Below are 25,938 nucleotides of genomic sequence, written 5' to 3' on the forward strand. Positions count from 1 at the left end.
CCACTTCACGTCCTAGCAGTGCGGGAGAGCCTCGGGCCTTCAACGACCGTTGGCGGCTGTGGGAGTTTGAACAGGACAATTGATGTAGCTTTCTGCGAAGCTTCATCCGTGCAGGGCAAACAAGCCCAAAGGTGACTTATGGCTGGCGTCAACGAGATCAGGTCCACATTCCTCGATTATTTCCGCAAGAACGGGCATGAGGCCGTTCCATCGAGCCCACTCGTTCCGCGTAACGATCCGACGCTGATGTTCACCAATGCGGGCATGGTGCAGTTCAAGAACGTTTTTACGGGACTTGAGCATCGCTCCTATAATCGCGCCACGACCTCCCAGAAATGCGTTCGCGCTGGCGGCAAGCACAACGATCTGGACAATGTCGGTTATACCGCACGTCACCATACTTTCTTTGAAATGCTGGGTAATTTCTCGTTCGGCGACTATTTCAAGGAAGATGCCATCAGCTTCGCCTGGAACCTGATCACGAAGGAGTTCGGCCTTCCAAAGGACAAGCTGCTGGTCACCGTTTACCATACGGATGATGACGCTGCGAATTATTGGAAGAAGATTGCCGGTCTTTCCGACGACCGCATCATTCGCATTGCTACCAGCGATAATTTCTGGGCGATGGGCGATACCGGTCCTTGCGGTCCATGCTCGGAAATCTTCTTCGACCACGGCGATCGTATCTGGGGCGGCCCTCCCGGATCGGCTGACGAAGACGGGGACCGTTTCATCGAAATCTGGAACCTTGTTTTCATGCAGTTCGAGCAGATCACGCCCGAACAGCGTATTGACCTGCCGCGTCCGTCCATCGACACCGGCATGGGGCTGGAGCGCGTCGCAGCGGTCTTGCAGGGCGTGCATGACAATTACGATATAGATCTCTTCAAGGCCCTGATCCGCGCTTCCGAAGAAGCGACCGGCGTGAAGGCCGAAGGCGAATTTCGCGCCAGCCATCGCGTGATTGCCGATCATCTGCGCGCTTCGAGCTTCCTGATCGCTGATGGCGTGCTGCCGTCCAATGAAGGTCGCGGCTATGTGCTGCGCCGCATCATGCGCCGCGCAATGCGCCACGCACAGCTGTTGGGCGCGAAAGAGCCGCTGATGTGGCGTCTGCTGCCAGCCCTGATCCGCGAAATGGGACAGGCCTATCCGGAATTGATCCGTGCCGATGCGTTGATTTCGGAAACGCTCAAGCTGGAGGAAACCCGTTTCCGTAAGACGCTTGATCGTGGCCTTGGTCTTCTGTCGGATGCAACGGAAAACCTCGTTGAAGGTGATCGCCTCGACGGTGAAACTGCTTTCAAGCTGTACGATACTTATGGTTTCCCGCTCGATCTGACGCAGGACGCGCTGCGCCAGCGCGGCATTGCTGTCGATACGGAAGGTTTCAGTGCCGCCATGGAACGCCAAAAGGCCGAAGCGCGCGCCAACTGGGCCGGTTCTGGCGAGGCTGCAACGGAAACCATCTGGTTCGGCGTAAAGGACAAGGTCGGCGCGACTGAGTTCCTTGGTTATGAAACCGAAAGCGCGGAAGGTGTTATCACGGCGCTTGTTCGCGATGGCGCAGAAGTGCAGTCCGTTGCCGAGGGCGAAGCTGTTTCGGTCGTGGTCAACCAGACGCCGTTCTACGGAGAATCGGGTGGCCAGCAGGGCGATACGGGCACAATTTCCGGTGAAGGTTTTGTCATCACCGTTAAGGATACTCAGAAGAAGGGCGAGGGCGTCTTCGTTCACATCGGCGAAGTTACCAAGGGTACGGCCAAGACCGGCGATGCGGTTGAGTTGAAAGTGGATTCGGTGCGCCGCACGCGCATCCGCTCCAACCATTCGGCGACGCATCTTCTGCATGAGGCGCTGCGGGAAACGCTCGGCAGCCATGTTGCCCAGAAAGGCTCGCTCGTAGCACCTGACCGTTTGCGCTTCGACTTCTCACATCCGAAGCCGATTTCGGCAGAAGAGCTGGCACAGGTTGAAAACCTTGCCAATGAAATCATTTTGCAGAATGCGCCCGTCAGCACGCGCCTGATGGCCGTAGACGACGCCATTGCCGAAGGTGCCATGGCGTTGTTCGGCGAGAAATACGGCGATGAAGTTCGCGTTGTTTCCATGGGCACCGCCAAACATGGCCCGAAGGAAGGCAAGGCCTATTCTGTCGAGCTTTGCGGCGGCACGCATGTGCGCCAGACAGGCGATATCGGCCTTGTCCGCATCGTTTCGGAAGGTGCGGTTGCCGCCGGTGTTCGCCGTATGGAAGCACTGACCGGTGAGGCGGCACGTCTTTATCTCGAAGAGCAGGACGAGCGCGTAAAGGCCATTGCCGGCGCATTGAAGACGACGCCGTCGGAAGCGCTGGAGCGGGTCAATGCGCTGCTTGATGAACGCAAGAAGCTCGAACGCGAACTCGCCGATGCCCGCAAGAAGCTGGCGCTCGGCGGCGGTTCGGCAGATGGTGGCAGCGCCGTTGAAGCCGTGAATGGCGTCAATTTCCTCGGCAAGATCGTGACCGGCGTTTCCCCGCGCGACCTGAAGCCGCTTGCCGATGAAGGCAAGAAGCAGGTCGGCTCCGGCGTCGTGCTGTTCATCGGCGTTGGCGAAGATAACAAAGCCAGTGCTGTCGCTGCCGTGACGGAAGATCTGGTCGGCCGTTTCAGCGCGGTCGATCTGGTCCGCGCAGCTTCGGCCGCGCTTGGAGGCGCAGGTGGAGGCGGTCGCCCGGACATGGCACAGGCCGGTGGGCCCGATGGCGCGAAGGCACCAGATGCAATCGCCGCTGTTAAGGCTTTCATTGGTTAAGGCAGATATGGCAGTGGAAAAGCCGGGTTTTTGCCCGGCTTTTCTTATGCGGCATGGACAGCCCGGCTGTCTTCGGGTGCTTCAATACGCTCCTTCAGGCCATAATCACGCATGACGGCCGCTACGCGCAGACGGTAATTCTCAAAAACACCGTCGCGGCCCTGTCCCTGTGCCACCCGATGAGAGGGCAGATTGCGCCATTCGCGCACGGCTTCTTCGTCGCGCCAGAAAGAGAGCGAGAGCAGCTTATCGGGATCGGCCAGGCTCTGAAAACGTTCAATCGACAGAAAGCCGTCGATCTTTGCAAGGTCTTTTCGCAGGCTTGCGGCAATGTCGAGATATTGGCCGCGCCTGTCGTCATCGGCTGGCCAGACTTCAAATATGACGGCGATCATGGCTTGAGGAACTCCCCATGCGGTGCGGATTGGAGTTTGAGGAAGATGCGATCCTCGGATCGGATGAATTGCTCCCGGCGCGCGAATTCATAATTCTCCCGTCCCAGCGGATCGGCGGCGAGCCGGGCCCGGTATGCCTCGTAAGCAGCAAGGTTTTCGATAGAGTAGACGCCATAGGCCGTTGTCGACGAACCCTCATGCGGTCCGAAATAACCAATGAGATTGGCGCCGCATCGCGGAATGGCCTGTCCCCAATTGCGTGCATATTCGGCAAATGCATCCGCCTTGAACGGGTCGATCTGATAGCGGATGAAACAGGTAATCATGCATGTCTCCTTCAAATGCCTGTCTTCGATGGTGACAATGTAGCAATTGAAACATCTCTATAGTTCGGTTAGCATCGAAGTATGAAAGATGGCCCGATCATAGCTTCCGTTGCTGCACTCCTTGGCGATCCTGCGCGCGCAAACATGCTCACAGCGTTGATGGATGGCCGCGCGCTGACGGTCAGCGAACTTGCGTCGGCCGCAGGCGTGACGCTGCAAACGGCAAGCGGACATCTTGCAAAGCTCGATGCAGCCAATCTGCTGGTTGCGGAGAAGCAGGGGCGGCACCGCTATTTCCGTCTTTCAGGAACGGATGTTGCACAGGTTCTGGAAGGACTGATGGGGCTTGCGCAACGTACCGGCGCTGTGCGGGTGCGGACTGGTCCGAAAGATCAGGCGCTGCGCAAGGCGCGGATTTGCTATGATCATCTGGCTGGCGAACGCGGTGTCGAGATGCTTGATGCCTCGCATCGGCTGGGGTTGATCGCCGATGGCAACGAGCCGGTGCTGACAGAGAAGGGCAAATCGTTTTTCAGCTGTCTTGGCGTGGACGTGAGCCATCTGGAGCGGGGTAAGCGCCCGGTCTGCCGCCACTGTCTCGACTGGAGCGAACGCCGCAACCATTTGGGTGGTGCGCTTGGTGCCGCGCTGTTGAACCATTTCATTTCGCAAGGATGGGCACGTCGGGAAGAGGGGCGCGTCATCGCGTTTTCGCCCAAGGGAGCGCAGGCTTTCTCGCGGACGTTTGAACTGGCTGGCCAGATTACGTGATCTGAACAGCCAGTGAATTCAGTATCAGTGTTGTGTGGCGGCCGCGGCTGCGTCGTCCAACTCTGTGGCCCGTTTCATCGCGGGGCGATCCTTCAGGCGATCCCAATAGGCTACGAACGCGCCACGGGCAGGCAAAGTGCCAAAACGCAGACCCCAGCCAATGTGTGAACCGACATAAACGTCAGCCGCCGTGAAACGGTCGCCGGTGATGTAGGGATGCTGTGATACCGCTTTTTCCAAAGTGTTGACCACCATGTCGTAATTGCCGTAGCCGACCATCCCCTGCTTGTCTGCCGGGATCTCGAAGCCAAGCGCATGATTGGACAAGGCGGCTTCCACGGGGCCGGATGCGAAGAAAAGCCAGCGGAAGAAATCCGCGCGCTCATCGGGGTGCGGCGCCAGGCCGACCTCGGGAAATGTCGTTGCCAGATAGGCGCAGATCGCCGCCACTTCCGTCACCACGGCATCGCCGTGGCGGAGGGCTGGAACTTTTCCCATCGGGTTGATCGTGCAGTAGTCGGGCCCCTTCATTGGAGGTCCGAAATCCAGTATTTCCACGTCATAGGGTTTGCCGATCTCTTCCAGCATCCAGCGCGCGATACGTCCGCGCGACATCGGGTTGGTATAGAGCTTCAACTCAGCCATTTCATCCTCCTGTAAGAATGGGCAGGATGCGCTTTTTCCCTTGAAAAAGAAATAAAAAACCCGGCAGCGGCGCTGCCGGGTTTTCATTTCGACGATGGGGGTCGAATATTCTATCAGGCGGCCATAGCCTTTTTCAGGTTCTCATCGATCTTGTCGAGGAAGCCGGTGGTCGAAAGCCAAGGCTGATCCGGGCCGATGAGCAGCGCCAGATCCTTGGTCATGTAACCGCTTTCAACGGTGTCCACGCAGACCTTCTCCAGCGTGTCGGCAAAACGCTTCAGCTCGGCATTGTCGTCAAGCTTGGCGCGATGAGCGAGACCGCGGGTCCATGCGAAGATCGAAGCGATCGAGTTGGTCGAGGTTTCCTCGCCCTTCTGATGCTGGCGATAGTGACGGGTCACGGTGCCGTGGGCAGCTTCAGCTTCAACGGTCTTGCCATCCGGCGTCATCAGAACGGAGGTCATCAGGCCGAGCGAACCGAAGCCCTGTGCCACGATGTCCGACTGAACGTCGCCGTCATAGTTCTTACATGCCCAGACGTAGCCGCCCGACCACTTGAGCGCCGAAGCAACCATGTCGTCGATGAGGCGGTGTTCGTACCAGATTTTCTTTTCTTCGAACTTCGACTTGAATTCTGCGTCGAAGACTTCCTGGAAGATATCCTTGAAGCGGCCGTCATAGGCCTTCAGGATGGTGTTCTTCGTGGAGAGATAGACCGGATAGCCGCGCTGCAGGCCATAGTTGAACGAAGCGCGGGCGAATTCGCGGATCGATTCGTCAAGGTTGTACATGGCAAGAGCCACGCCAGCCGAAGGAGCCTGATAGACTTCGTGTTCGATGGTCTCGCCATCTTCACCGACGAATTTGATCGTCAGCGTGCCCTTGCCGGGGAACTTGAAATCCGTCGCGCGGTACTGGTCGCCGAATGCATGGCGGCCAACGATGATCGGCTGGGTCCAGCCCGGCACAAGGCGCGGAACGTTCTTGCAGATGATTGGCTCACGGAAGATCACGCCGCCCAGAATATTGCGGATGGTGCCGTTTGGCGACTTCCACATTTTCTTGAGCTTGAATTCTTCAACGCGCGCTTCGTCGGGCGTGATGGTTGCGCACTTCACGCCGACGCCATGTTCCTTGATGGCATTGGCTGCATCGATGGTGACCTGGTCGTTGGTCGCATCGCGGTTCTCAACCGACAGATCGTAATATTTCAGATCAATGTCGAGGTAAGGATGGATAAGCTTGTCCTTGATGAACTGCCAGATAATGCGGGTCATCTCGTCGCCGTCGAGTTCGACGACCGGGTTCGCAACCTTGATTTTTGCCATGGATGAAGCCTCTTTTTCAATGCGTCGCGCCCGTATAGCACTCGCGGCGAATAAGGCAAAGCGTAAGAGGCTCATTCTTTGGCCTATAAACCGTCTGAATGGTCAAAATTTCGGGAGAGAGCCGATCATGCCGCGCGATGTGCTGCATGATCGCTATCGCGCGATTTTTCCCATGAGGATTGCCGCCGACGATAGTTTTTCTCTTCGCTCGCCAGAATGTCGTCAGCATCCAGAGTGGAAATGGCAGCCGACTTGTCTGTGGGGACAAGACCATTCAGCTGCAGCGAAAGATAGCGTCCGCAGCAGACCCGCAGAAACGAGGCGAAATTGTCGAGGTCGTGCCCTTCATTCCGGGATTCATCGTAGAGCTTGCCGATAAGGCGACTGACGGTGAGATCATCGCGCGCCGCAATATCTTCCAGAGCCCACCAGAAAAAATTTTCAAGCCGCACGCTGGTTACAACGCCGTCTATGCGCAGTGATCGCGTCACGCTTAGCCAGAGTTCAGGATTGGCGCCGATGAACAGCCTGCACATGGTTTCCTCCGGATCGTTCTCCCGAACTTACTGTCGCGCAGTTTTGCCCCACCTGCAACCTTGATGGTCACAGGCGGGTGTTGCGATCAGCTGTGGGTGATCCTTGTGCCGAGGACTGCAAGAAACTGTGCCAGCCAAGCCGGATGGGCAGGCCATGCAGGCGAGGTGACGAGATTGCCATCCGTCACGGCCTGATCGACCGGAATATCGGCATAGGTGCCGCCAGCAAGTTCAACTTCAGGGCGACACGCCGGATAAGCCGAGCAGGTGCGGCCCTGCAGAACGCGCGCTGCGGCCAGCAATTGCGCGCCGTGGCAGACCGCGGCGACGGGCTTGTTCGCCTCGAAGAAGTGCTTCACCACGGCGATAACATTGTCGTCAAGACGCAGATATTCCGGCGCACGGCCACCGGGAATGACAAGTGCGTCATAGCTTTCCGGCTTCACGTCGGCGAATGTTGCATTGAGGGTGAAGTTATGCCCCGGCTTTTCCGTATAGGTCTGGTGGCCCTCGAAGTCGTGAATGGCTGTCGCGATATGATCGCCAGCTTTCTTGCCTGGGCAGACGGTGTGCACCGTATGACCAACAGTCAACAGTGTTTGGAACGGGACCATGGTTTCATAGTCCTCACCAAAGTCGCCGCAAAGCATCAGTATTTTCTTACCGGACATGGTTTCCTCCCTTGATCGTGCATCTGGTGGCGGCAGTCTGCCACGAAAGGGCGGTGAACAGGTGTTATCGGGCTACTACACGGGCTTTTCGTCCGAACACGTAAGGGGAATCTTTGCGATTCAGCGTCAATTATGTCAGGGAAGCGCCACGATTTTATAGCACAGCGGAAAACATCATGGCAGGAACAGATAAACAGCGCCCCATTCTCGCGGAAGGACCGGCAATCGTGCTGGTGGAGCCGCAATTGCCGGAGAACATCGGCATGGTGGCGCGCGCCATGGCGAATTTCGGACTGGCGGAACTGCGCCTCGTCAAACCGCGCGAGGAGTTTCCAAGCGAAAAGGCGAGGGCTGCGGCGAGCAAGGCTGATCATGTGATCGACAATGCGGTGGTCTATGACGATCTGCCTTCTGCCATTGCTGATCTCAATTTTGTTTATGCAACGACCGCACGCGAACGTGACGGTTTCAAGCAGGTTCGAAGTGCGGTGGAAGCCGGTGGCGAGTTGCGCCGTCGTTTCAGGAGTGGAGAGAAGACAGGTATCCTGTTCGGCCGCGAACGCTTTGGTCTCAGCAATGAAGAAGTGGGACTGGCGGACGAACTGGTGACATTCCCTGTCAATCCAGCCTTCGCATCGCTGAACATCGCGCAGGCTGTCCTGCTTATGTCCTATGAGTGGATGAAGTCGGGACTTGAGACGGAAACGGAGACGGTGTTTCGCGGGCCAGAGCTTGAGATGGCGCCGAAACAGGAATTGCAGGGACTTTTCAACCATCTTGAAGAAGCCCTTGATGTGCGTGGTTATTTCCGCCCCGAAGCGCGCAAGGAAATCATGGTCAATAATCTGCGTGCTGTGTTAACGCGCGCCGGGTTTGCATCGGCAGAGTTGAAACTGCTCCGCGGCGTCATCACGTCGCTCGATGTTTTCACGCCGAAGAAGCCGCGTGGCTCTGGCGCGCCGGAAGGACGTGCGCGAAAGCCTGCGACCGAGGCTCCAGCAACAAAGGACAAGGACGAATGAAAAACGCACCCGCTGTGAGCTTTTCCGCTATCCCTTCTGTCGACCTTGAGAAGCCCATTCTGGTTTTCGACAGCGGCATCGGGGGCTTGACGGTTTTGCGGGAAGCGCGGGTGCTGATGCCGGATCGCCGCTTCGTCTATGTCGCCGACGATGCCGGATTTCCCTATGGCGGATGGGAAGAAGACGCGTTGAGAGCGCGAATAGTAGAGCTGTTCGGCAGGCTTATTGCCGCCTATGATCCAGAAATCGCGGTCATTGCCTGCAATACAGCCTCCACGCTGGTGCTGGACGATTTGCGGCAAGCTTTTCCTTCGGTGCCATTTGTTGGGACCGTACCGGCGATCAAGCCGGCTGCCGAAAGAACTTCGTCAGGCCTCGTTTCCGTGCTGGCAACCCCCGGCACCGTCCGGCGCGCTTATACGCGCGATCTCATTCAATCTTTTGCTTCCCAGTGCCATGTTCGTCTTGTGGGTGCTGACCAACTTGCGGCAGTAGCGGAAGCACATATTCGTGGCGAGAAGATCAACGAGGCGCTGGTCGTGGAGCAGATTGCCCCCTGTTTCATCGAACAGGATGGCAATCGGACCGACATTGTCGTTCTGGCCTGCACACACTATCCGTTTCTGGCCAACGTGTTTCGCCGCTTGGCGCCATGGCCGGTCGACTGGCTTGATCCTGCGGAAGCGATTGCCCGGCGCACTGTGTCACTCCTGAAACCACGCCGCGCAGATGAAGAACTGCATCATCACGATGATCTGGCGGTCGTGACTTCCCAAAAGCCGGACTACGCCATCCGCAGGCTCATGCAGGGTTTCGGTCTGCATTTCGCTTGATCCCTTGCGCGTGGCCTTGAATTATGCGGCTAAGTGACAATCATGGCAGGGATCGTTTCACTGGGAAAATGCAATGACCGGAACCATCCCGCAGATTACCCTGCCTTCGGGCCAGACGGTGCCAGCGCTCGGACAGGGCACATGGTATATGGGCGAGGACAGCACACAACGCCGCTATGAAATCGAAGCGCTGAGAAGTGGCATCGATCTGGGGATGACGCTGATTGATACGGCTGAGATGTACGCCGATGGTGAGGCGGAAAATGTTGTGGGTGAGGCCATCACGGGCCGCCGCGACGACGTGTTTATCGTCAGCAAGGTGTTGCCGTTCAATGCATCACGGAAGGGAACAATCGAGGCTTGCGAAAGAAGTCTGCGGCGGCTTCGTACTGAGCGTATCGATCTCTATCTTCTGCACTGGCGCGGGCGATATCCATTTGAAGAGACTGTCGCGGCTTTTGAAGAGCTGAAGCATGCGGGCAAGATCGCGAGTTGGGGTGTCAGCAATTTCGACACGGACGACATGAAAGAGCTCGCTAGTGTAGCGAGCGGCATGGACGTCGCGACGAACCAGATACTCTATAATCTGACCCGACGCGGACCCGAATTCGACCTGATGCCTTGGTGTGATGAGCGCAAAATTCCCTTGATGGCTTATTCGCCAATTGAACAGGGACGGTTGCTGCATGATCCGGTATTGGCGGAAATTGCGGGTGAAACAGGCGGAACGCCAGCGTCGGTCGCGCTTGCCTGGACGATGCGCAGCGGCAATGTCATCGCAATTCCAAAGTCGTCCAACCTGCATCATGTGCGGGATAACAGAAAAGCCGCTGAGTTGCGGCTTTCCGACGATCAGTTGAAACGTCTGGATCAGGTTTTCACGCCGCCGTCCCGAAAGATGGCGCTGGAAATGTTGTAACGAGCGACGTGCCGGAGCATTTCCAGTTTAACTTGAGTCGTTGGAAATGCGCTATCTCTTTGTTTTTACGCATTATCCTGCGCAAAACCGCTTCGCACTTTTGCTGGAAATGCTCTAACCCGCTTCCTTCTGGCGGGCATCCTTCTTGGCCTGTGCGACACTCGCAGCCTTCCGCAACCGTCCGCGTTCTGCCGGGCGGATAAGGCTGTCGTATTTTTCATTCGGAATGTTGCGCATACCTTTGAGGGCGTGGCGCGTGTTGAAATCTTTGCCTTTCTTTTCCTTGGCTTCCTTGGTTGCCAACGCTTTTCGCGCATTGGCGATCAATTCAGCGCTGGCTGCCATGCGACGGCGGCGCTCAACTTCGGTGTTGATGCGACGCACTGCCATGGCCAGCACGGAAACTTTCAGATGAGAACCTTCGTCGGCCTTGGAGGGTGTGGCTCCGCGAGCTACTGCCTTTCCGCGCATTTCACGCCTGCGCTGATGGGCCTGATCTTGTGCCTTCTTGCGGCGTTCGCGGATCAATTTCGCCAGAGGGCCAAGCTCTTCATCTGGAATGTTTTGCAAAAAGGGATGATGTGATTTTTCGACCAGTTCTTTTTCGTCGGCATTGAGCGCGCGAGCTTCCTGCTTTCTGGTGACGGCCATAGGACATCCTTTCTGCTAGCGATGAGAACTTCCCGGTAGAATATAGGCGTGGCCGCCAGCATGGAAAGATAGGCTCCTCATTTCGGCTCTTCGGTCTGGATGACTTCGCTTTGCTCTTCAAACCGTTGTAAAAGCAGCTTCAATTCTTTGAGGGGCAGGTGCTCTGCACCAATGGTTTCGATCTTGGTCGTCGAGACGATGGTCAGGATTTCATCAAGTTTGGCCTGTGTCGCAGTTGCTTCGCGGTTCTGTGCATTCTGGATAAGGAAGACCATCAGAAATGTGATTATGGTAGTCGATGTGTTCACCACAAGTTGCCATGTGTCCGAGAAGCTAAACAAGGGCCCGGTGATGCCCCATATGATGATGAACAAACTCGCCAAGACAAATGCCAGGTAATGACCTGCAAGTTCGGCAGATTTCTCGCTGAGCTTTGTGAAGAATTGTGTCATCGCAACCTCCAAAATGGCTGACATGAAACGCTGGATGGAGGAGCGTGGTTCCGTACTCGCATGAAGCAGGGAACTTTCACGCGCTGGTCGACGTTTGTTCTGCATGGAAAACGCGGAGGTTGGTCGATGGACATTGTTGAAACCCGCATCAGCTCGGTGGGGGGCTTCAAGCTCTACATGGTGGAATTCGTCACCGAGGGCGAAGAGAAGATCACCGTAAAGGTGGAGAACGAGACAGAAGCAGAATTGGCGCGCGATGAAGTTCTGCGGCGCGCTGCTATGAAACTGGGTGAGGCTCTTGGGGTTGCATGTACGGAATGCGGTATTGAGCCGGGCAGTTTTGTGACGCGTCCAAGCGCACGCCGCTCCGGTGACCGGGCAGAGCTTGAGCGTCAGCTCGACGAAGGTTTGGAAGACACGTTTCCAGCCAGCGATCCCGTCTCTGTTACGGGTTCGACGATTGCCGGCTTTACCGGGCCGAAAGATTGAACGACTGCTACAAACAGGAAGCCGGACTGTTCGCCCGGCTTCTGAAGTCGTTCAGAAAATGAGTCCTGTAATGAACATATCTAACTGATAATATTCAAAGATTGCGGCGTTTGCCTTCCATCAGGTCGAGTACGGCGCGGGCACAGTCGAGCACATTCGAACCTGGTCCGAATACCGCCGCCACCCCATGATCGAACAGGTACTGATAATCCTGACGTGGAACGACACCACCGCAGACCACGATGATGTTTTCAGCGCCTTTCCTGCGCAATGTGTCCACAAGCTGAGGCAGGAGTGTCTTGTGACCGGCTGCGAGTGATGAAACTCCTAAAACGTGCACCTTCGCCTTGATAGCCATGTCGGCGGCTTCATCCGGCGTCTGAAATAGTGGTCCAGCCAGCACCTCAAAGCCAATGTCACCAAACGCGGAAGCAATGATTTTAGCGCCACGATCATGCCCGTCCTGACCGAGCTTTGCGACCATCACCTTTGGCGTTTCGCCGGTCTGTTTCGAGAAATCCCCGAGCCGGTCCATCAGCGTCTGGTATTCCGGCTCGTCCTTATAGGCCGCGCCGTAGACCTTTTTTACGACCTTCGGAACCGCTGCATGGTCGCCGAATGCGCGGCGCATGGCATCGGAAATTTCACCGACGCTGGCGCGGGCACGCGATGCTTCAACCGCGGCGGCCAGAAGGTTGCCTTCGCCCGTCCTCGCGACCTTTTCCAACTCCGCAAGCGCGGCTTCGACCTTTGCCTTGTTGCGCGTTTCCTTGATGCGGTTGAGACGCGTAATCTGCGATTGGCGCACGGCCGAATTGTCGATCTCCAGAATATCGAGTTCGTCTTCCTGTTCCAGCCGGAACTTGTTGACGCCGACGATGACTTCCTCGCCTTTATCGACTGCCGCCTGCCGCTTGGTGGCAGCTTCTTCGATGAGGCGTTTCGGAAGGCCGCTTTCGACGGCCTTTGTCATGCCGCCGAGCTTTTCGACTTCCTCGATCAGCGCCCACGCCTTTTCGGCCAATTCGTTGGTCAGGCTTTCTATGTAATAGGAACCCGCCAGCGGATCGACCACTTTGGTCACGCCGGTTTCATTTTGCAGGATAAGTTGCGTGTTGCGGGCAATGCGGGCGGAGAATTCTGTTGGTAAAGCAATGGCTTCGTCGAAAGAATTGGTGTGCAGCGACTGGGTGCCGCCGAGTGCCGCCGACATGGCCTCAAAAGCCGTGCGGACGATGTTGTTGTAGGGATCCTGTTCCTGCAAGGAGACGCCGGAAGTCTGGCAATGCGTGCGCAGCATCAGCGAGCCGGGCTTCTTCGGATTGAATTCCTTCATGATGCGCGACCAGAGCAGGCGTGCAGCGCGTAGCTTGGCGATCTCCATGAAGAAATTCATGCCGATTGCGAAGAAGAAGGACAGGCGTCCCGCAAATTCATCGACATTCAGCCCCTTGTTGAGCGCGGCGCGTACATATTCGCGCCCGTCGGCAAGCGTGAAGGCCAGTTCCTGAACCAGCGTCGCGCCTGCCTCCTGCATGTGATAGCCGGAGATAGAAATGGAGTTGAATTTCGGCATTTCGGTTGCCGTATAGGCGATAATGTCCGCAATAATCCGCATGGATGGTTCCGGCGGATAGATATAAGTATTGCGAACCATGAACTCCTTGAGGATGTCGTTCTGGATCGTGCCGGAAAGCTGGGCGCGGGGCACGCCCTGTTCTTCGCCCGCAACAATGAAATTGGCGAGGATCGGGATAACCGCGCCATTCATCGTCATGGATACGGAAATTTTTTCCAGCGGGATGCCGTCGAAAAGGATCTTCATATCCTCGACGGAATCGATCGCCACGCCAGCCTTGCCCACATCGCCTTCCACGCGCGGGTGATCGCTGTCATAGCCGCGGTGGGTGGCAAGGTCGAAAGCAACCGATACGCCTTGCTGACCGGCAGCGAGAGCCTTGCGATAAAAAGCGTTCGATTCTTCCGCCGTCGAGAACCCGGCATATTGCCGGATTGTCCATGGACGACCCGCATACATGGTAGCACGCGGACCGCGAACGAAAGGCTCGAAACCGGGCAGGGTGCCCAGGTGATCGATCCCTTTCAGGTCGTCTTCCGTGTAAAGCGGTTTTACGTCAATGCCTTCCGGCGTGTGCCAGATCAGGCTGTCTGCTGGCCGCTTCAATTCCTTTTCGGCCAACGTTTCCCAGTCTGCGCGGGTGGTGGGGCGCTCGCTCATATCGAACCTCACTCGAATTCCATTATCAGCTCATCGACAGCGAGGCTTGCGCCCGCTTCCGCTGTAATTCGCTTTACGGTAGCACGGCGTTCGGCACGGAGCACGTTTTCCATCTTCATGGCTTCCACGGTGGCAAGCGGCTGGCCTGCTTCAACCGTCTCGCCATCCTTCACGAGAATGGAGGTGATGACGCCGGGCATCGGGCAGAGCAGCATTTTCGACGTGTCCGGCGGCAGCTTCACCGGCATGAGCTTCGCAAGTTCTGCGATGCGCGGCTTGCGAATGTGGGCCACCACGTCCATGCCGCGCCAGCGCAGACGCCAGCCGGTGCCGGAGCGGGAAACCTTCACCGCAATAGGCTTGCCTGCGACGGTAAACGAACCAAGCTGGCTGCCTGGATGCCAGTCGCTGGCGATGGGCAAGCTGCCGCCATCCACGAAATTGATCGTGGTACCGCCTTCGCCTTCAGCAATTCGAACCGGCAAGGTGAAGCCGCCGAGCGTCGCCACCCAATCAGTCGCAACCGCTTGCTGTTCGCTGGAAATCCGTCCGGAAATCTGCGCGTTGCGCCGCTCAATCGCCAGATTGATCTGTGCGGCTACTGCGGCAAGCGCACGCGCATCGTCTTCCGAAACGGGAACTCCGGTAAAGCCGTCCGGATATTCCTCGGCAATGAATGCGGTGGTGAGCGCGCCCTCACGGAAGCGCGGATGATCCATCACAGCCGACAGGAAGGGCAGGTTGTGGCCGATGCCTTCCACTTCGAAAGCATCCAGAGCATCGCCCATTGCGTTGACGGCGCTGGCGCGATCCGGACCCCAGGTGCAAAGCTTGGCGATCATCGGATCATAATACATTGAAATCTCGCCGCCCTCGAACACGCCAGTGTCGTTGCGTACGATTGTGCCATCCGGGTTACGGCCCTCGACCGGCGGACGGTAGCGGGTCAGCCTGCCGATAGACGGCAGGAAGTTGCGATAGGGGTCTTCCGCATAAAGACGGCTTTCAATCGCCCAGCCGTTCAACTTGACGTCGCTCTGGCCGAAGCGGAGCTTTTCACCGGATGCCACACGGATCATTTCTTCTACAAGATCGATGCCGGTGATGAGTTCCGTCACCGGATGCTCGACCTGCAATCTCGTATTCATTTCAAGGAAATAGAAGTTGCGACTGCCATCGACGATGAATTCGACCGTGCCTGCGGAAAAATAGCCAACGGCCTTTGCGAGAGCTACGGCCTGTTCGCCCATTGCTTTGCGGGTGGCTTCATCAAGGAATGGCGAAGGCGCTTCTTCGATGACCTTTTGATTACGGCGCTGGATGGAGCACTCACGTTCGCCCAGGTAGACGACGTTCCCATGCTGGTCCCCCAGAACCTGGATTTCGATGTGGCGCGGCTGGGTGACGAATTTTTCGATAAATATGCGGTCGTCGCCGAAGGAGGATTTGGCCTCATTGCGCGAGAGCTGAAAGCCTTCGCGGGCCTCTTCGTCATTCCATGCGATGCGCATGCCTTTGCCGCCGCCGCCAGCGGACGCCTTGATCATCACCGGATAGCCGATGCTGCCCGCGATCTTGACCGCCTCGTCGGCATCCTCGATCAAGCCCATATGGCCGGGCACGGTGGAAACACCGGCTTCGGCTGCGAGCTTCTTCGAGGTGATCTTGTCGCCCATGGCGTCAATTGCGTTCACCGGGGGTCCGATGAAGGTGACGTTGGCTGCTTTCAGCGCTTCGGCAAAACGCGGGTTTTCCGACAGGAAGCCATAGCCGGGATGCACGGCATCCGCGCCGGTTTCCTTAATCGCCGCGAGGATTTTGTCGATGACGATATAGGATTGATTGGATGGCGCTGGTCCGATGTGGATCGCTTCATCGGCCATTTTGACATGGAGCGCATTACGGTCCGCGTCAGAATAAACGGCAACCGTCGCGATACCCATTTTCTTCGCCGTCTTGATGACCCGGCACGCGATTTCGCCGCGATTGGCAATGAGAATTTTCTTGATCATCTTATTTGTACCTGGGGCCATCTACTCAAAGAGGAATAGTATCGTGCTTCTTCCACGGCGTGCTTTGGCTCTTGTTGCGCAGGCTGGCAAAAGCGCGGGCAATGCGGCGGCGTGAGGAATGCGGCATGATGACTTCGTCGACGAAGCCGCGTTCAGCAGCGACAAACGGATTGGCAAAGCGCTCTTCATATTCCTTCGTGCGCGCGGCGATTTTTTCAACGTCGCCCAGTTCGGAACGATAGAGGATTTCCGTTGCGCCTTTGGCGCCCATAACCGCGATTTCCGCCGTCGGCCATGCGTAGTTGATGTCGGCGCCGATATGCTTCGAAGCCATCACGTCATAGGCGCCGCCATAGGCCTTGCGGGTGATGAGCGTAACCATGGGAACTGTAGCCTGGGCGTAAGCAAAGAGCAGTTTTGCGCCGTGCTTGATGACCCCGCCATATTCCTGCGCTGTTCCTGGCAGGAAGCCCGGAACATCCACAAGCGTCAGGATCGGGATGTTGAAGGCATCGCAAAAGCGAACGAAGCGAGCAGCCTTGCGCGATGAATCGATGTCGAGGCAGCCGGCGAGTACCATAGGCTGGTTTGCAACGACACCGATGGTCTGACCGTCCATGCGGATGAAGCCGGTGATGATGTTCTTGGCAAAAGCTTCCTGAATTTCAAAGAAGTCATTTTCGTCGGCCAGCGCGTGGATAAGCTCTTTCATGTCGTAAGGCTTGGTGGCGCTATCCGGGATCAGCGTGTCCAGCCGCATTTCAAGCCGCGCAGGATCATCGAATACCGGGCGCACAGGAGGCTTCTCGCGATTGTTGAGCGGCAGGAAGTCGAACAGAATGCGGACCTGTTCCAGCGCTTCAATATCGTTCTCGTAAGCTCCGTCTGCCACCGACGATTTTCTGGTGTGAGTCGAGGCGCCGCCCAATTCCTCAGCGGTGACAATTTCATTTGTGACGGTTTTCACCACGTCAGGCCCAGTCACGAACATATAGGAGCTATCCCGCACCATGAAGATAAAGTCGGTCATGGCGGGCGAATAGACAGCGCCGCCAGCACAGGGGCCCATGATGACGGAAATCTGCGGCACGACGCCGGAAGCGTCCACGTTGCGCTTGAACACGTCGGCGTAGCCCGCGAGCGACGCGACGCCTTCCTGAATGCGCGCGCCACCGGAATCGTTGAGGCCGATGACCGGCGCGCCGTTCTTCACCGCCATGTCCATGATCTTGCAGATTTTTTGCGCGTGCGTTTCAGACAGAGAGCCGCCCAGAACAGTAAAGTCCTGGCTGAACACATAGACCTGACGGCCATTGATTGTGCCCCAGCCCGTCACCACGCCGTCGCCCGCAACTTTCTGCTGCGCCATGCCGAAATCGGTGCAGCGATGCGTGACATACATATCAAACTCCTCGAACGAGCCTTCGTCGAGGAGCACTTCAATCCGTTCGCGGGCGGTAAGCTTGCCTTTGGCATGCTGGGCATCAATACGGCGTTGGCCGCCACCAAGTCTGGCTTCCATGCGGCGGGCTTCGAGCTGTTCAAGGAGTTCCTGCATAAATCCCCACTTTTGGGCGGCCTTTGAAAGGCGAGTTATGAAGCTGAAAAGATAGTCTTTTTCTCCCTTCTGCTTAAAATCCGAAGGGGGCCGGGAAAAGCTTGAAAAGGTGTGATTGTGTAAGCTATAAATTTGCAAATAGCGAAATGCGAATTTGCAAAATGGCACCGAGAAAACTTTATATCGGAAGAAAGATACGGGAAATACGCGAGCAACATAAGGCAACCCAGTCGGGTTTTGCCGAACGGCTCGGTATTTCAACGAGTTATCTTAACCAGATCGAGAACAATCAGCGACCTGTCTCCGCAGCTGTGTTGCTGGCGCTGGCTGAAAACTATCAGATCGATATAGGTGCCATTTCGCTGGGAGATGATGACCGTTTGCTATCTGCGGTTTCCGAAGCTCTGGCCGATCCGGTCTTCGACAATTACAAGCCGAATTTGCAAGAGCTGAAACTGATTACGCAAAATGCGCCGGGGCTTGCCCACGCGCTGATCGCCTGCCATCAGGCCTACCGCCGCAACAGTGAACAGCTAGCCAGCCTGGATAATCAGCTTGGTCGCGCTCCCTCTGCTGCCGAACCAGCTCCTTACGAGGAAGTTCGCGACTTTTTCCATTTCATCGATAATTACGTACATGAAATTGATATTGCGGCAGAAAAACTTGCTGCGGAACTGAATATTCCCGGGCGAGACATTGGTGTGGCCCTGCCTCAATATATGGAGGAGCATCACCGAGTGCGCATTGCGCGAGCGGGGCCGCAGGAGGCGGTTTTGCGTCGGTTCGATCCTATGGCGCGGGTCCTTTATCTCAATCCTTATTCTCCTGCTTCAACCCGCAATTTCCAGATAGCTTTTCAGATCGCCGAACTGGAGATGGAAGAGCTTGTGAGCGCTATTGCAAGGCGGGCGGATTTCCGTTCCGCCGAGGCAATCGAAATTTGCAAGATTGGCTTGCGTAACTATTTTGCCGGGGCGCTTATGCTGCCCTATCAAACATTCCTTTCGGCAGCGAAAGAACTGCGTCACGATCTTGAATTGTTGGCATCACGTTTCGGCGCCAGTCTGGAACAGGTCGCCCATCGCCTTAGCACCTTGCAGCGTTCCGGCCAGCGCGGTGTTCCGGTGTTTTTCGCCCGCATAGACAGGGCCGGAAACATCACAAAACGGCACAGTGCCGCCAAGTTGCAATTTGCCCGCTTCGGGGCCGCATGCCCGCTGTGGAATGTGCATCAGGCCTTCGAGACGCCGGGGCGGATCATTCGACAGCTCGCCGAAACACCGGATGGCGCGCGCTATCTTTGCATTGCGACGGAACTGACCAAGAGTGAGGGGGGCTTCAATGCACCCCAGCGGCGCTACGCAATCGCCCTTGGCTGCGAGGTGGCTTATGCGCAGGATTTTGTCTATGCGGATGGTCTAGACATCGCGGTGCGTTCTGCCTTCGATCCGATCGGTGTTTCCTGCCGTATTTGCGAGCGCGCGGAATGTGTGCAGCGTGCGGTTCCGCCGCTTAAAAGCAGATTGGCGGTCGATCACGACCGCCGCGGAATTCTGCCATATCGTTTGTTATAAATCAGAAGCCAGCATGTTCCTTGAGGAATTCGGCTTCCTCATGGGTAGTGTCGCGTCCGAGCACCGTGTTCCGATGTGGGAAGCGCCCAAAGCGCTCAATGATATCGTGATGCTGGCGGGCAAAGCCGAGCGAAAACTCGTCGCCGAGCTTTTCATAAAGGTCGACACAGCGCTTCTGGTCGCTCAGATGTTCGCTATGCATGAACGGAAGATAGAAGAACTGGCGTTGTTCAGGTGACAGCTTCCGGTCGAAATCATGATCGAGTGCCTGTGCCGCTACGTCTCTAGCCAGCCCGTCGCTTTCGAAAGAGCGAGGTGAGCCGCGGAACATATTGCGTGGAAACTGGTCGAACAGAATCGTGAGCGCCAGGGCGCTTTCCGGCTGCTGTTTCCACTGTTCCAGCTTGTCGGCGCGGGCATCCTCATAGACGGTCAGAAACTTCTCACGAATTTCGGCGTCTATCTCGTCACTTTTGCTGAACCAGTTTTCCTGCATTTTGGGCGAAAACCAGAAATTGAGGACGTCCTTCGGTTCAATAGCCATGGTTGGCCTCCTTTCTGACTTTACTGTGCCTTCTGGCTTGCAGCTTCCGGCTGCGGGCAAGGCGGCTCGCCCTTGAAATTGCGCGACATGCAGGCGAATCGATCAAAGCTCTTACCTGTGTCCATGGCTGCCTTTCCAGCTCCCCCGCATCCGGTAAGAACGGCAAGCGAAATCAGAATAGCAAAGTTCTTCATGGGGGTCCTTTCAGGCGCCATGGTGTCTGCATGGATAATAGAGATCGCGATCTTCAGTCGCAACACTGGCGCCGATCAACTAGAGCGGTTCCGCTTAACACAGAATCGCAGAACCGCTCTATCTCTTTGTTTTTACGCATTATCCGACACAAAACGCTTCGCACTTTTGCTGGAAATGCTCTAGCCGCGTCCACGATAGTTAGGCACGCCCTGTTCCGGTATCCAGACGTTCTGCGGTGCCGGTCCGGTCTGGTAGAAAACATCGATCGGAATGCCGCCGCGCGGATACCAGTAGCCGCCGATCCGGAGCCATTCCGGCTGTAGCAGTTCTACAAGACGCTTGCCGATGGTTACCGTGCAATCTTCATGGAATGCGCCGTGATTGCGGAAGGAAAACAGGAACAGTTTCAGAGATTTGCTTTCTACGAGCCACTGTCCGGGCACGTAGTCTATCACCAGATGCGCGAAATCAGGTTGCCCTGTCATCGGGCAAAGCGAGGTGAATTCGGGTGCAGTGAAGCGAACACAATAGGGTGTTTCGGCTTGCGGATTTGCAACCCGTTCCAGGACGGCCTCTTCCGGAGTTTGCGGTATCGAGGTGTTGGAGCCGAGTTGCTTCAAGTCGGAATATATTGTCTTATCAGACATTTACGCGCCTTTGTTTCAAGCCACGGCGCAGTCTTTCAGCGCATGATTGCGCTTGTCCTTGTTTTGACCGGGTAGGCTGCGACCGGTGGCAAATTGCCAATGCCAGAGAACTGGCAGATCATGAGGTAGCAGACCACGGCTTTTTGGTAAAGGATACAAACATAGCCCGCGCATCGGGCGCGGGCCTCAATGTCAGGGGTTGATCGCTGGTTCAGCGTCGATCGGAAATGGCGCATCCAATGGCTACGCCAATAAGAATGCCGATAATCCCGGCTGTTCCGAAAAGTGTGGTGGCCGTGCCTGGATTTTCGCGCACCGTTTCAGCAACCACCTGGCCGCGTTCACGCACGGTTTGAGCGGCTTGACGGAAACGACCGGACGCATCATCCATGGCATCCTCTGCACGTTCCCTCAATTCGCTGGAATGCGACGACAGCGATTTTGAAAGACGTTTCAATTCGGTGCGCATATCGGCAATCTGCTTTTCAAGTGCCTGCTGGATGTCATTCGTGATCTTTTCGTCGGCCATTAGAATTCTCCGTTGAATTGATGACGGTTAAACGAGTGAAAACTCGTTCGGTTCCATGCTGCGCAACGCGGTTACTGAATATGGTAAACCGGTCGTAAACCATTTTAATTTAACTTTTTCGAATACAACAAGATGATCTGGAGCGGGGCCAGAATGTATATCGAAAAAGACGCGTTGATCGGCGGCTGCGAGCCGGTAGCTGCACGTGTTGTCCGTGCGGCCCATCTTGCCCGGCAATGTGTGGATCAGTTGCAGCCGCAAAATGTCCGCGCGCAGGCAGAAGCTGCTTTGACGCTTTTGCTTGATGATCCTTCCCCGAAAGTCCGCATGGCAATGGCTGATGTTCTCTCAACAAGTGCGCATTCGCCTCTGCATATTGTAACGGCGCTTGCCGCTGACCAGCCGGAGGTCGCGGGGTACATCCTTGCACGCTCAACGCTTCTCAGTGATGCCGATCTGGTCGATTGTGTTGCCTATAGCGCATCGTCGATGCAGGTTTTAATCGCGGCCCGCCCGCATGTTTCATTCGCAGTCGCTGCTGCAATCGCAGAAATCGGCAACCACGAAGCGGTTGCCGAAATGCTGTTTAACAGTTGCGCTCGGATTGCTCCTGTTTCATTCCGGCGAATAAGCGAGCGCTGTGGTCATGATGCTCTTGTGCGTGAGGCTTTGCTGGCCCATCCGCATCTTCCAACAGAATGCCGCCATCTTCTGGCTGTGAAAGTAGGGGAGGTTCTGCAATCTCACCCGTTGGTGAAGTTACTTCTGGGCGATCGCCGCGCTGATAAGGTCGTCGGAGATGCAACCGCCCGCGCATCCATGCATCTGGCCGAAAACTGTTCGCCGGAAGAACTGCCGGCGCTGGTAGAGCATCTGCGCCTGCGCGGTGAAATTACGACAAGTTTCGTTATCCGTGCCGTTGCAGGGGGGCGCATAGATTTTTTTGCGAGCCTGCTCGCAGCGCTGTCCGATCTTGATGACGCCCGCATTTGCGCGATTATTTCCGGCGGTCGGCCTGCGGCCCTTGCTGCGCTGCTGCGCTCCGCCGGATTGAGCGACGCCACGCATGCACCCTTGATAGTGGCAATTGAAGCTTGGCGGGCCGTTGCTGCCGGGCGGAAGCGGATGGGTGCCGCGGAAATATCAGCCCTTATGTGCGAAGCCACACGTGCCAGCCGATACGCTGCCGCCAATGACGATCTGGCCGCGCTTCTGCGTTCTATCCATCTGGAATTTATGCGTGAAACAGCGCGGGACAGGCTGCAGGCTATTCCCGCCTGATCAGGCTTTTTGCCGAAACGGGCCGACGAGGCTGAGGCCATAGCCGACAGCGATGCCGAAGACGGCTCCGGCGGCCTTGAAAACGAAGTCGATAAACTCGCCATGCCGTCCCGGAGCAAAACGTTGCATCAGCTCGAAAAGCGCAGCGCAGCCGACTGTCAGGAGAAGAACGCGCATCCAGTGGCGTGGGTAGGCGAGCGCAAACAAAGCGCCTACGAGAAAGAAAGCTCCAAACCGTTCGAGATCTACAGGTTCACCGGTGACAGGGCGGAATTTTATCGGGCTGATTGTGACCATCAGGATGGTCAGGAGTATGATCCAGGCGCTTATGCGCAAAAATCGCTTCATGAAGAGCGCCTTTATTCGTCTGTATAATCGCCAGGTGGCTCGTCCTGCTTTGGGTCGCCACAACGTTTGTACATCCGGTCGGTTATTGAGGTTTTCAATCCGTTGCCGAATGGCAAGTCATAATGGGAGATGACATCGACGCCCATACACCATTTAACGTCGTGAGGCGACAGGCCATAATTGGTTTCGAGAAAGCCCAATGCGTAATTCATGCCCTCATCGCATTGGTCTGTTTTGCAGAAATTTCCGTCCCGGGCGAGCTGGCGAATCGAACCTTCGCCTATCTTCACTACGATCGGCTCGACGGCAAAAGGAGCTGTGCCTACAACGGCGATGATGACAAGTCCGAGTAAAGTAAATTTTGTAGAGCGCCGCATGAATCGCCGTTTTTAGCTGGTTTCCGCAAGTTCATAACGCATGAGCGGCAACAGAATGGCAAGTCGCAATCGATGGAAAACTGACGCAATTAGGGGTTTTCCGGACAATGCTGCCTCTAAATCGCATTCGTCCGTTGCTATGACATATTGAGGTGATGGCTTCGTTCTCCAGCCAAATTATTGCTAGTCGTATTTTAGTCTATGTCGGTTTCGTATTGACTTTTACGTAAATGCGGGAGCAAAACTTAAGCTCCGATCCGGTTGGGGTCTGGAGCCTGGTTGGTAAAGGCAGGAATGTTGTGGTGCGCGAGTATTATACGATCACGGAGCTGACACGCGAGTTCGGGATTTCAACCCGTACTTTGCGCTTCTATGAGGACGAAGGCCTGATTGCTCCAGTGAGACGCGGCCGTACGCGATTGTTTCGTCCTGCTGATCGCCATCTCGTGAAGCAGATTCTACGAGGCAAGAGGTTAGGGTTCTCGATAGCCGAAATTCACGAGATTATTCAGATGTACCGCGAGCCGCCTGGCGAGACGGGACAGCTGAAGCTGCTTATGAAGCGTGTCGAGGAAAAACGCGCCGATCTTCGCCAGAAACGACGCGACATTGAGGAGACGCTGGGCGAACTCGACCAGATCGAGGAATCCTGCATTGAGCGTCTAGCCGAGCTTGGCGTTAACACCTGAATCTATTGAACATCGGGCACAGGGGAGCACATTTGTGCAATATCCCGGACCGTGCTGTTGTTCTCCTGATCGATCTTGCCGCTGAAGACATCATCGAACAGCGTTGCCTTGTCCAGTTCGCTCACAACGCAGCCGCAAAACTGTCGACATAGCTGTTCGCTACCGTTTTGCAGGCATGCAGCCACGCAGGATTGCGTGAAGGCTTCTCGCGGCGACGGTTGCGCAGGCGGTATGAGTTGGGAAAACATGTAAACCAACGCGATCAAAACCGGTTGATGAATGAGGTAGAAGGCGAGGCTGTGCCTGCCGATGAATGTCAGCGGCCTTTCAAGAAATTTTGGCTTTATCCCGCCAGCCAATAGCTGAAGCCAACCAAAATGCTGAAAAATGCGCGCAGCCGCGATACCTGCAAGAACCGCCCCGAACCACGGAAACAGCGGTACATAATCATTGGAGCGCAGTGTTACTGTCGAAAGCCCCACCCAACTCAATGCGGGATGATTGAAAATATCGGCTCGCGCAAATAGTGGAGCGGTTATGACGAATACCGCGACGATCAAGGTTGCGAAGGCGGGTAGGCGCAGAAACAGAAGACCTAGCACGCTTGCCAGAGCGATCTGGTGCAGAATGCCAAAGAAAATGAAGCTGTCCGGGGACATATACCACGTGACGGCTGAAATAGCTGCCGCCGCCGCAATGATCTGAGCCAACCGTTTCGCCATCGGGTTCCAGCGTATCCCATTGCCATGCGCCAGAACGAGGCTGAAACCGACCAGAAACAGGAAGCTTGACGCGATACAGCGCGCGAAAAGTTTCCATCCTCCGTGCGCGGTCGTGGCGGGCGCCATATAGCCGAAAAACTCGAGGTCCCATCCGAAATGGTAGATCGCCATAGCGATCAACGCGATCCCACGCGCAATATCAATGCGCTCGAGGCGAAGGCGAGAAGAAGGTGCAGTATCCTCAGTCTTGATGTCAGACATGGTTCCTTCCGGCGAGATCATGATGCCCGGCTTTTTCGATTCCCGGCAAATCTCTAACACAGGCTTTGGCAACACTATAGTATGCGGTCATGCACGGATTCGTGCAGGCAGAGATACGGGCAGGCAGAGATACAGGCAGGCACAGATCCGGGCAGGGTGCCTCATGTTGGGAGAGTGTGGTTGTTCTATAGCTTATCGAAGATTTTCTGGCTGTTTTTTCAACCCATCACAATCATCTTCGTCCTCATCGTCATTGCCTCTCTGGCGATATGGCGCGGCTTTCGTCGATTTAGTCTGGGTGTCCTTGGCCTGTCGATAGCCATTCTATTCTTTGCGGCTTTTACGACGCTGGGCGCCGTCCTGCTCGCCCCATTGGAAGATCGCTTTGCAAAGCCGGATGAACTGCCGCAGCATGTGGAGGGTATCGTCGTTCTCGGCGGCTATATGAACGGTGAGATCAATGCGGGACGCAAAGGTTTTGAGTTGAATAGTGCGGCTGACCGAATTTTCGAAACCATGCGGCTTGCAAGGCTCTATCCGAATGCCAAGGTCATCGTTTCAGGAGGCGAGGGAGCCTTTTTCGAAGAATCCGCCAAAGAGGCGGATAGCACCCGGCAGATGTTGGCAGATCTCGGTTTTTCCGGCGAGCGCTACATATTTGAGAACAAATCTCGCAATACGGTTGAGAATGCTGTTTTTTCAAGGGAGCTGGCTCAGCCCATGCCGGGCGAAACATGGCTTCTTGTCACTTCCGCATACCATATGCCGCGTTCTATTGGCTGTTTTCGCAAGGCGGATTTCGAGGTTGTCGCCTGGCCGGTAGATTACAAAACGCGCGCCAGCGAGCGCTTTGCCCTGTATCTCGAATCTCCGAATGAAGCGCTATCGCGGTTCAGCGTGGCCGTTCGTGAATGGGTAGGACTGGCCGCCTACTGGCTGGCGGGGAAGACTGATATGTTGTTGCCGCAACCCTGATGCCGCATTTTCGCCGTCACTTTAAAGCTTTTGTTAAGGCTGTTTATTGATAACTGACTGATTATAAAGCCGTTTTAATATTGGGTGTGCGGTGGCGGAGGTCCGCTGCCGTAATTCAGCCGTTTTTCGTCGTTGCGTTCCGGTGATCACGAA

At 56.1% G+C, this 25,938-nt stretch carries 28 protein-coding genes; 10 read left to right on the forward strand and 18 right to left on the reverse strand.

The window, feature by feature from the left end; genetic code table 11:
• The first annotated feature begins 138 nt into the window (after positions 1–138).
• Positions 139–2,796 carry an alanine--tRNA ligase gene (alaS, locus tag AC0TOF_RS16035; RefSeq protein ID WP_473768973.1) on the forward strand — a complete coding sequence of 886 codons (2,658 nt, stop codon included), beginning with the start codon at positions 139–141 and terminating at the stop codon, positions 2,794–2,796.
• A gap of 44 nt (positions 2,797–2,840) precedes the next feature.
• Here the strand turns inward: alaS and AC0TOF_RS16040 are convergent, their stop codons facing one another.
• Together AC0TOF_RS16040 and AC0TOF_RS16045 are read right to left on the reverse strand one after the other, a co-directional pair.
• Complete coding sequence (locus AC0TOF_RS16040; protein WP_473768974.1) at positions 2,841–3,191, reverse strand: antibiotic biosynthesis monooxygenase family protein; 351 nt, start codon at positions 3,189–3,191, stop codon at positions 2,841–2,843.
• On the reverse strand, positions 3,188–3,517 hold the full coding sequence (locus tag AC0TOF_RS16045) for an NIPSNAP family protein (protein WP_473768975.1): 330 nt from the start codon (positions 3,515–3,517) through the stop codon (positions 3,188–3,190). Before AC0TOF_RS16045 ends, AC0TOF_RS16040 begins: the two co-directional genes overlap by 4 nt.
• A gap of 81 nt (positions 3,518–3,598) precedes the next feature.
• On the opposite strand from AC0TOF_RS16045, the gene AC0TOF_RS16050 reads away from it, so the two are divergent.
• Positions 3,599–4,288 carry an ArsR/SmtB family transcription factor gene (locus tag AC0TOF_RS16050; RefSeq protein ID WP_473768976.1) on the forward strand — a complete coding sequence of 230 codons (690 nt, stop codon included), beginning with the start codon at positions 3,599–3,601 and terminating at the stop codon, positions 4,286–4,288.
• 24 nt (positions 4,289–4,312) lie between these two features.
• Here the strand turns inward: AC0TOF_RS16050 and AC0TOF_RS16055 are convergent, their stop codons facing one another.
• From AC0TOF_RS16055 to AC0TOF_RS16070, 4 genes are all read right to left on the reverse strand, one after another.
• Entirely contained in the window at positions 4,313–4,933 is a 621-nt protein-coding gene (locus AC0TOF_RS16055) for a glutathione S-transferase family protein (RefSeq protein WP_473768977.1), read from the reverse strand.
• 113 nt (positions 4,934–5,046) lie between these two features.
• Positions 5,047–6,261 carry an NADP-dependent isocitrate dehydrogenase gene (locus AC0TOF_RS16060; RefSeq protein ID WP_122001602.1) on the reverse strand — a complete coding sequence of 405 codons (1,215 nt, stop codon included), beginning with the start codon at positions 6,259–6,261 and terminating at the stop codon, positions 5,047–5,049.
• A gap of 125 nt (positions 6,262–6,386) precedes the next feature.
• Positions 6,387–6,797 (reverse strand): ribbon-helix-helix domain-containing protein, encoded by a 411-nt coding sequence (locus tag AC0TOF_RS16065; protein WP_473768978.1) that lies wholly within the window; start codon positions 6,795–6,797, stop codon positions 6,387–6,389.
• 86 nt (positions 6,798–6,883) lie between these two features.
• Positions 6,884–7,468 carry a DJ-1/PfpI family protein gene (locus AC0TOF_RS16070; protein WP_473768979.1) on the reverse strand — a complete coding sequence of 195 codons (585 nt, stop codon included), beginning with the start codon at positions 7,466–7,468 and terminating at the stop codon, positions 6,884–6,886.
• 176 nt (positions 7,469–7,644) lie between these two features.
• On the opposite strand from AC0TOF_RS16070, the gene AC0TOF_RS16075 reads away from it, so the two are divergent.
• The 3 genes from AC0TOF_RS16075 to AC0TOF_RS16085 all read left to right on the forward strand — a co-directional run bounded on the left by AC0TOF_RS16075 (position 7,645) and on the right by AC0TOF_RS16085 (position 10,242).
• Positions 7,645–8,490 carry an RNA methyltransferase gene (locus AC0TOF_RS16075; RefSeq protein WP_473768980.1) on the forward strand — a complete coding sequence of 282 codons (846 nt, stop codon included), beginning with the start codon at positions 7,645–7,647 and terminating at the stop codon, positions 8,488–8,490.
• Complete coding sequence (murI, locus tag AC0TOF_RS16080; RefSeq protein WP_122001606.1) at positions 8,487–9,323, forward strand: glutamate racemase; 837 nt, start codon at positions 8,487–8,489, stop codon at positions 9,321–9,323. The genes AC0TOF_RS16075 and murI overlap by 4 nt, the downstream gene beginning before the upstream one ends.
• Positions 9,324–9,396: 73 nt before the next feature.
• Complete coding sequence (locus tag AC0TOF_RS16085) at positions 9,397–10,242, forward strand: aldo/keto reductase (protein WP_473768981.1); 846 nt, start codon at positions 9,397–9,399, stop codon at positions 10,240–10,242.
• Positions 10,243–10,356: 114 nt separating this feature from the next.
• Here AC0TOF_RS16085 and AC0TOF_RS16090 read toward each other — a convergent pair whose 3' ends face one another.
• Positions 10,357–10,893 carry a hypothetical protein gene (locus AC0TOF_RS16090; RefSeq protein WP_473768982.1) on the reverse strand — a complete coding sequence of 179 codons (537 nt, stop codon included), beginning with the start codon at positions 10,891–10,893 and terminating at the stop codon, positions 10,357–10,359.
• A 77-nt stretch (positions 10,894–10,970) separates the two neighbouring features.
• Positions 10,971–11,450 (reverse strand): low affinity iron permease family protein, encoded by a 480-nt coding sequence (locus AC0TOF_RS16095; RefSeq protein ID WP_473768983.1) that lies wholly within the window; start codon positions 11,448–11,450, stop codon positions 10,971–10,973.
• 21 nt (positions 11,451–11,471) lie between these two features.
• On the opposite strand from AC0TOF_RS16095, the gene AC0TOF_RS16100 reads away from it, so the two are divergent.
• Positions 11,472–11,834 carry a hypothetical protein gene (locus AC0TOF_RS16100; protein ID WP_122001729.1) on the forward strand — a complete coding sequence of 121 codons (363 nt, stop codon included), beginning with the start codon at positions 11,472–11,474 and terminating at the stop codon, positions 11,832–11,834.
• A 94-nt stretch (positions 11,835–11,928) separates the two neighbouring features.
• Here the strand turns inward: AC0TOF_RS16100 and scpA are convergent, their stop codons facing one another.
• The 3 genes from scpA to AC0TOF_RS16115 are packed head-to-tail and all read right to left on the reverse strand — an operon-like array spanning position 11,929 to position 17,643.
• A complete protein-coding gene (gene scpA, locus AC0TOF_RS16105; RefSeq protein ID WP_473768984.1) occupies positions 11,929–14,073 on the reverse strand; it encodes a methylmalonyl-CoA mutase in 2,145 nt (714 codons plus the stop codon).
• A gap of 8 nt (positions 14,074–14,081) precedes the next feature.
• The gene (locus AC0TOF_RS16110) at positions 14,082–16,085 is read right to left on the reverse strand and encodes an acetyl-CoA carboxylase biotin carboxylase subunit (RefSeq protein ID WP_473768985.1); all 2,004 of its coding nucleotides are present in this window, start codon (positions 16,083–16,085) and stop codon (positions 14,082–14,084) included.
• A gap of 25 nt (positions 16,086–16,110) precedes the next feature.
• Positions 16,111–17,643: an acyl-CoA carboxylase subunit beta gene (locus AC0TOF_RS16115; protein ID WP_122001611.1), complete on the reverse strand. Its 1,533-nt coding sequence runs from the start codon at positions 17,641–17,643 to the stop codon at positions 16,111–16,113.
• Positions 17,644–17,804: 161 nt separating this feature from the next.
• Here AC0TOF_RS16115 and AC0TOF_RS16120 point away from each other — a divergent pair, with 161 nt between their 5' ends.
• The gene (locus tag AC0TOF_RS16120; RefSeq protein WP_473768986.1) at positions 17,805–19,217 is read left to right on the forward strand and encodes a helix-turn-helix domain-containing protein; all 1,413 of its coding nucleotides are present in this window, start codon (positions 17,805–17,807) and stop codon (positions 19,215–19,217) included.
• A gap of 1 nt (position 19,218) precedes the next feature.
• On the opposite strand, the gene AC0TOF_RS16125 is transcribed toward AC0TOF_RS16120, so the two are convergent.
• The 4 genes from AC0TOF_RS16125 to AC0TOF_RS16140 all read right to left on the reverse strand — a co-directional run bounded on the left by AC0TOF_RS16125 (position 19,219) and on the right by AC0TOF_RS16140 (position 21,132).
• The gene (locus tag AC0TOF_RS16125; RefSeq protein ID WP_473768987.1) at positions 19,219–19,761 is read right to left on the reverse strand and encodes a DUF924 family protein; all 543 of its coding nucleotides are present in this window, start codon (positions 19,759–19,761) and stop codon (positions 19,219–19,221) included.
• 20 nt (positions 19,762–19,781) lie between these two features.
• A complete protein-coding gene (locus tag AC0TOF_RS16130) occupies positions 19,782–19,955 on the reverse strand; it encodes a hypothetical protein (RefSeq protein ID WP_473768988.1) in 174 nt (57 codons plus the stop codon).
• Between the two features lie 180 nt (positions 19,956–20,135).
• A complete protein-coding gene (queF, locus tag AC0TOF_RS16135) occupies positions 20,136–20,603 on the reverse strand; it encodes a preQ(1) synthase (protein WP_473768989.1) in 468 nt (155 codons plus the stop codon).
• Between the two features lie 211 nt (positions 20,604–20,814).
• Positions 20,815–21,132 carry a hypothetical protein gene (locus tag AC0TOF_RS16140; RefSeq protein WP_122001615.1) on the reverse strand — a complete coding sequence of 106 codons (318 nt, stop codon included), beginning with the start codon at positions 21,130–21,132 and terminating at the stop codon, positions 20,815–20,817.
• 153 nt (positions 21,133–21,285) lie between these two features.
• Between AC0TOF_RS16140 and AC0TOF_RS16145 the strand changes: the two genes are divergently transcribed.
• Positions 21,286–22,413, forward strand: a complete 1,128-nt coding sequence (locus AC0TOF_RS16145; RefSeq protein WP_473768990.1) for a DUF2336 domain-containing protein — start codon at positions 21,286–21,288, stop codon at positions 22,411–22,413.
• Here the strand turns inward: AC0TOF_RS16145 and AC0TOF_RS16150 are convergent, their stop codons facing one another.
• On the reverse strand, positions 22,414–22,761 hold the full coding sequence (locus AC0TOF_RS16150) for a VanZ family protein (protein ID WP_122001617.1): 348 nt from the start codon (positions 22,759–22,761) through the stop codon (positions 22,414–22,416).
• 11 nt (positions 22,762–22,772) lie between these two features.
• Positions 22,773–23,138, reverse strand: a complete 366-nt coding sequence (locus AC0TOF_RS16155) for a hypothetical protein (protein ID WP_473768991.1) — start codon at positions 23,136–23,138, stop codon at positions 22,773–22,775.
• Positions 23,139–23,440: 302 nt separating this feature from the next.
• On the opposite strand from AC0TOF_RS16155, the gene AC0TOF_RS16160 reads away from it, so the two are divergent.
• Positions 23,441–23,827 carry a MerR family transcriptional regulator gene (locus AC0TOF_RS16160; protein ID WP_006471625.1) on the forward strand — a complete coding sequence of 129 codons (387 nt, stop codon included), beginning with the start codon at positions 23,441–23,443 and terminating at the stop codon, positions 23,825–23,827.
• A 2-nt stretch (positions 23,828–23,829) separates the two neighbouring features.
• Here the strand turns inward: AC0TOF_RS16160 and AC0TOF_RS16165 are convergent, their stop codons facing one another.
• Entirely contained in the window at positions 23,830–24,810 is a 981-nt protein-coding gene (locus tag AC0TOF_RS16165; RefSeq protein WP_473768992.1) for a heparan-alpha-glucosaminide N-acetyltransferase, read from the reverse strand.
• Between the two features lie 180 nt (positions 24,811–24,990).
• Here AC0TOF_RS16165 and AC0TOF_RS16170 point away from each other — a divergent pair, with 180 nt between their 5' ends.
• A complete protein-coding gene (locus AC0TOF_RS16170; RefSeq protein WP_473769133.1) occupies positions 24,991–25,785 on the forward strand; it encodes a YdcF family protein in 795 nt (264 codons plus the stop codon).
• Positions 25,786–25,938: the final 153 nt, after the last annotated feature.

Source organism: Ochrobactrum sp. PL_is501 (assembly GCF_055816895.1).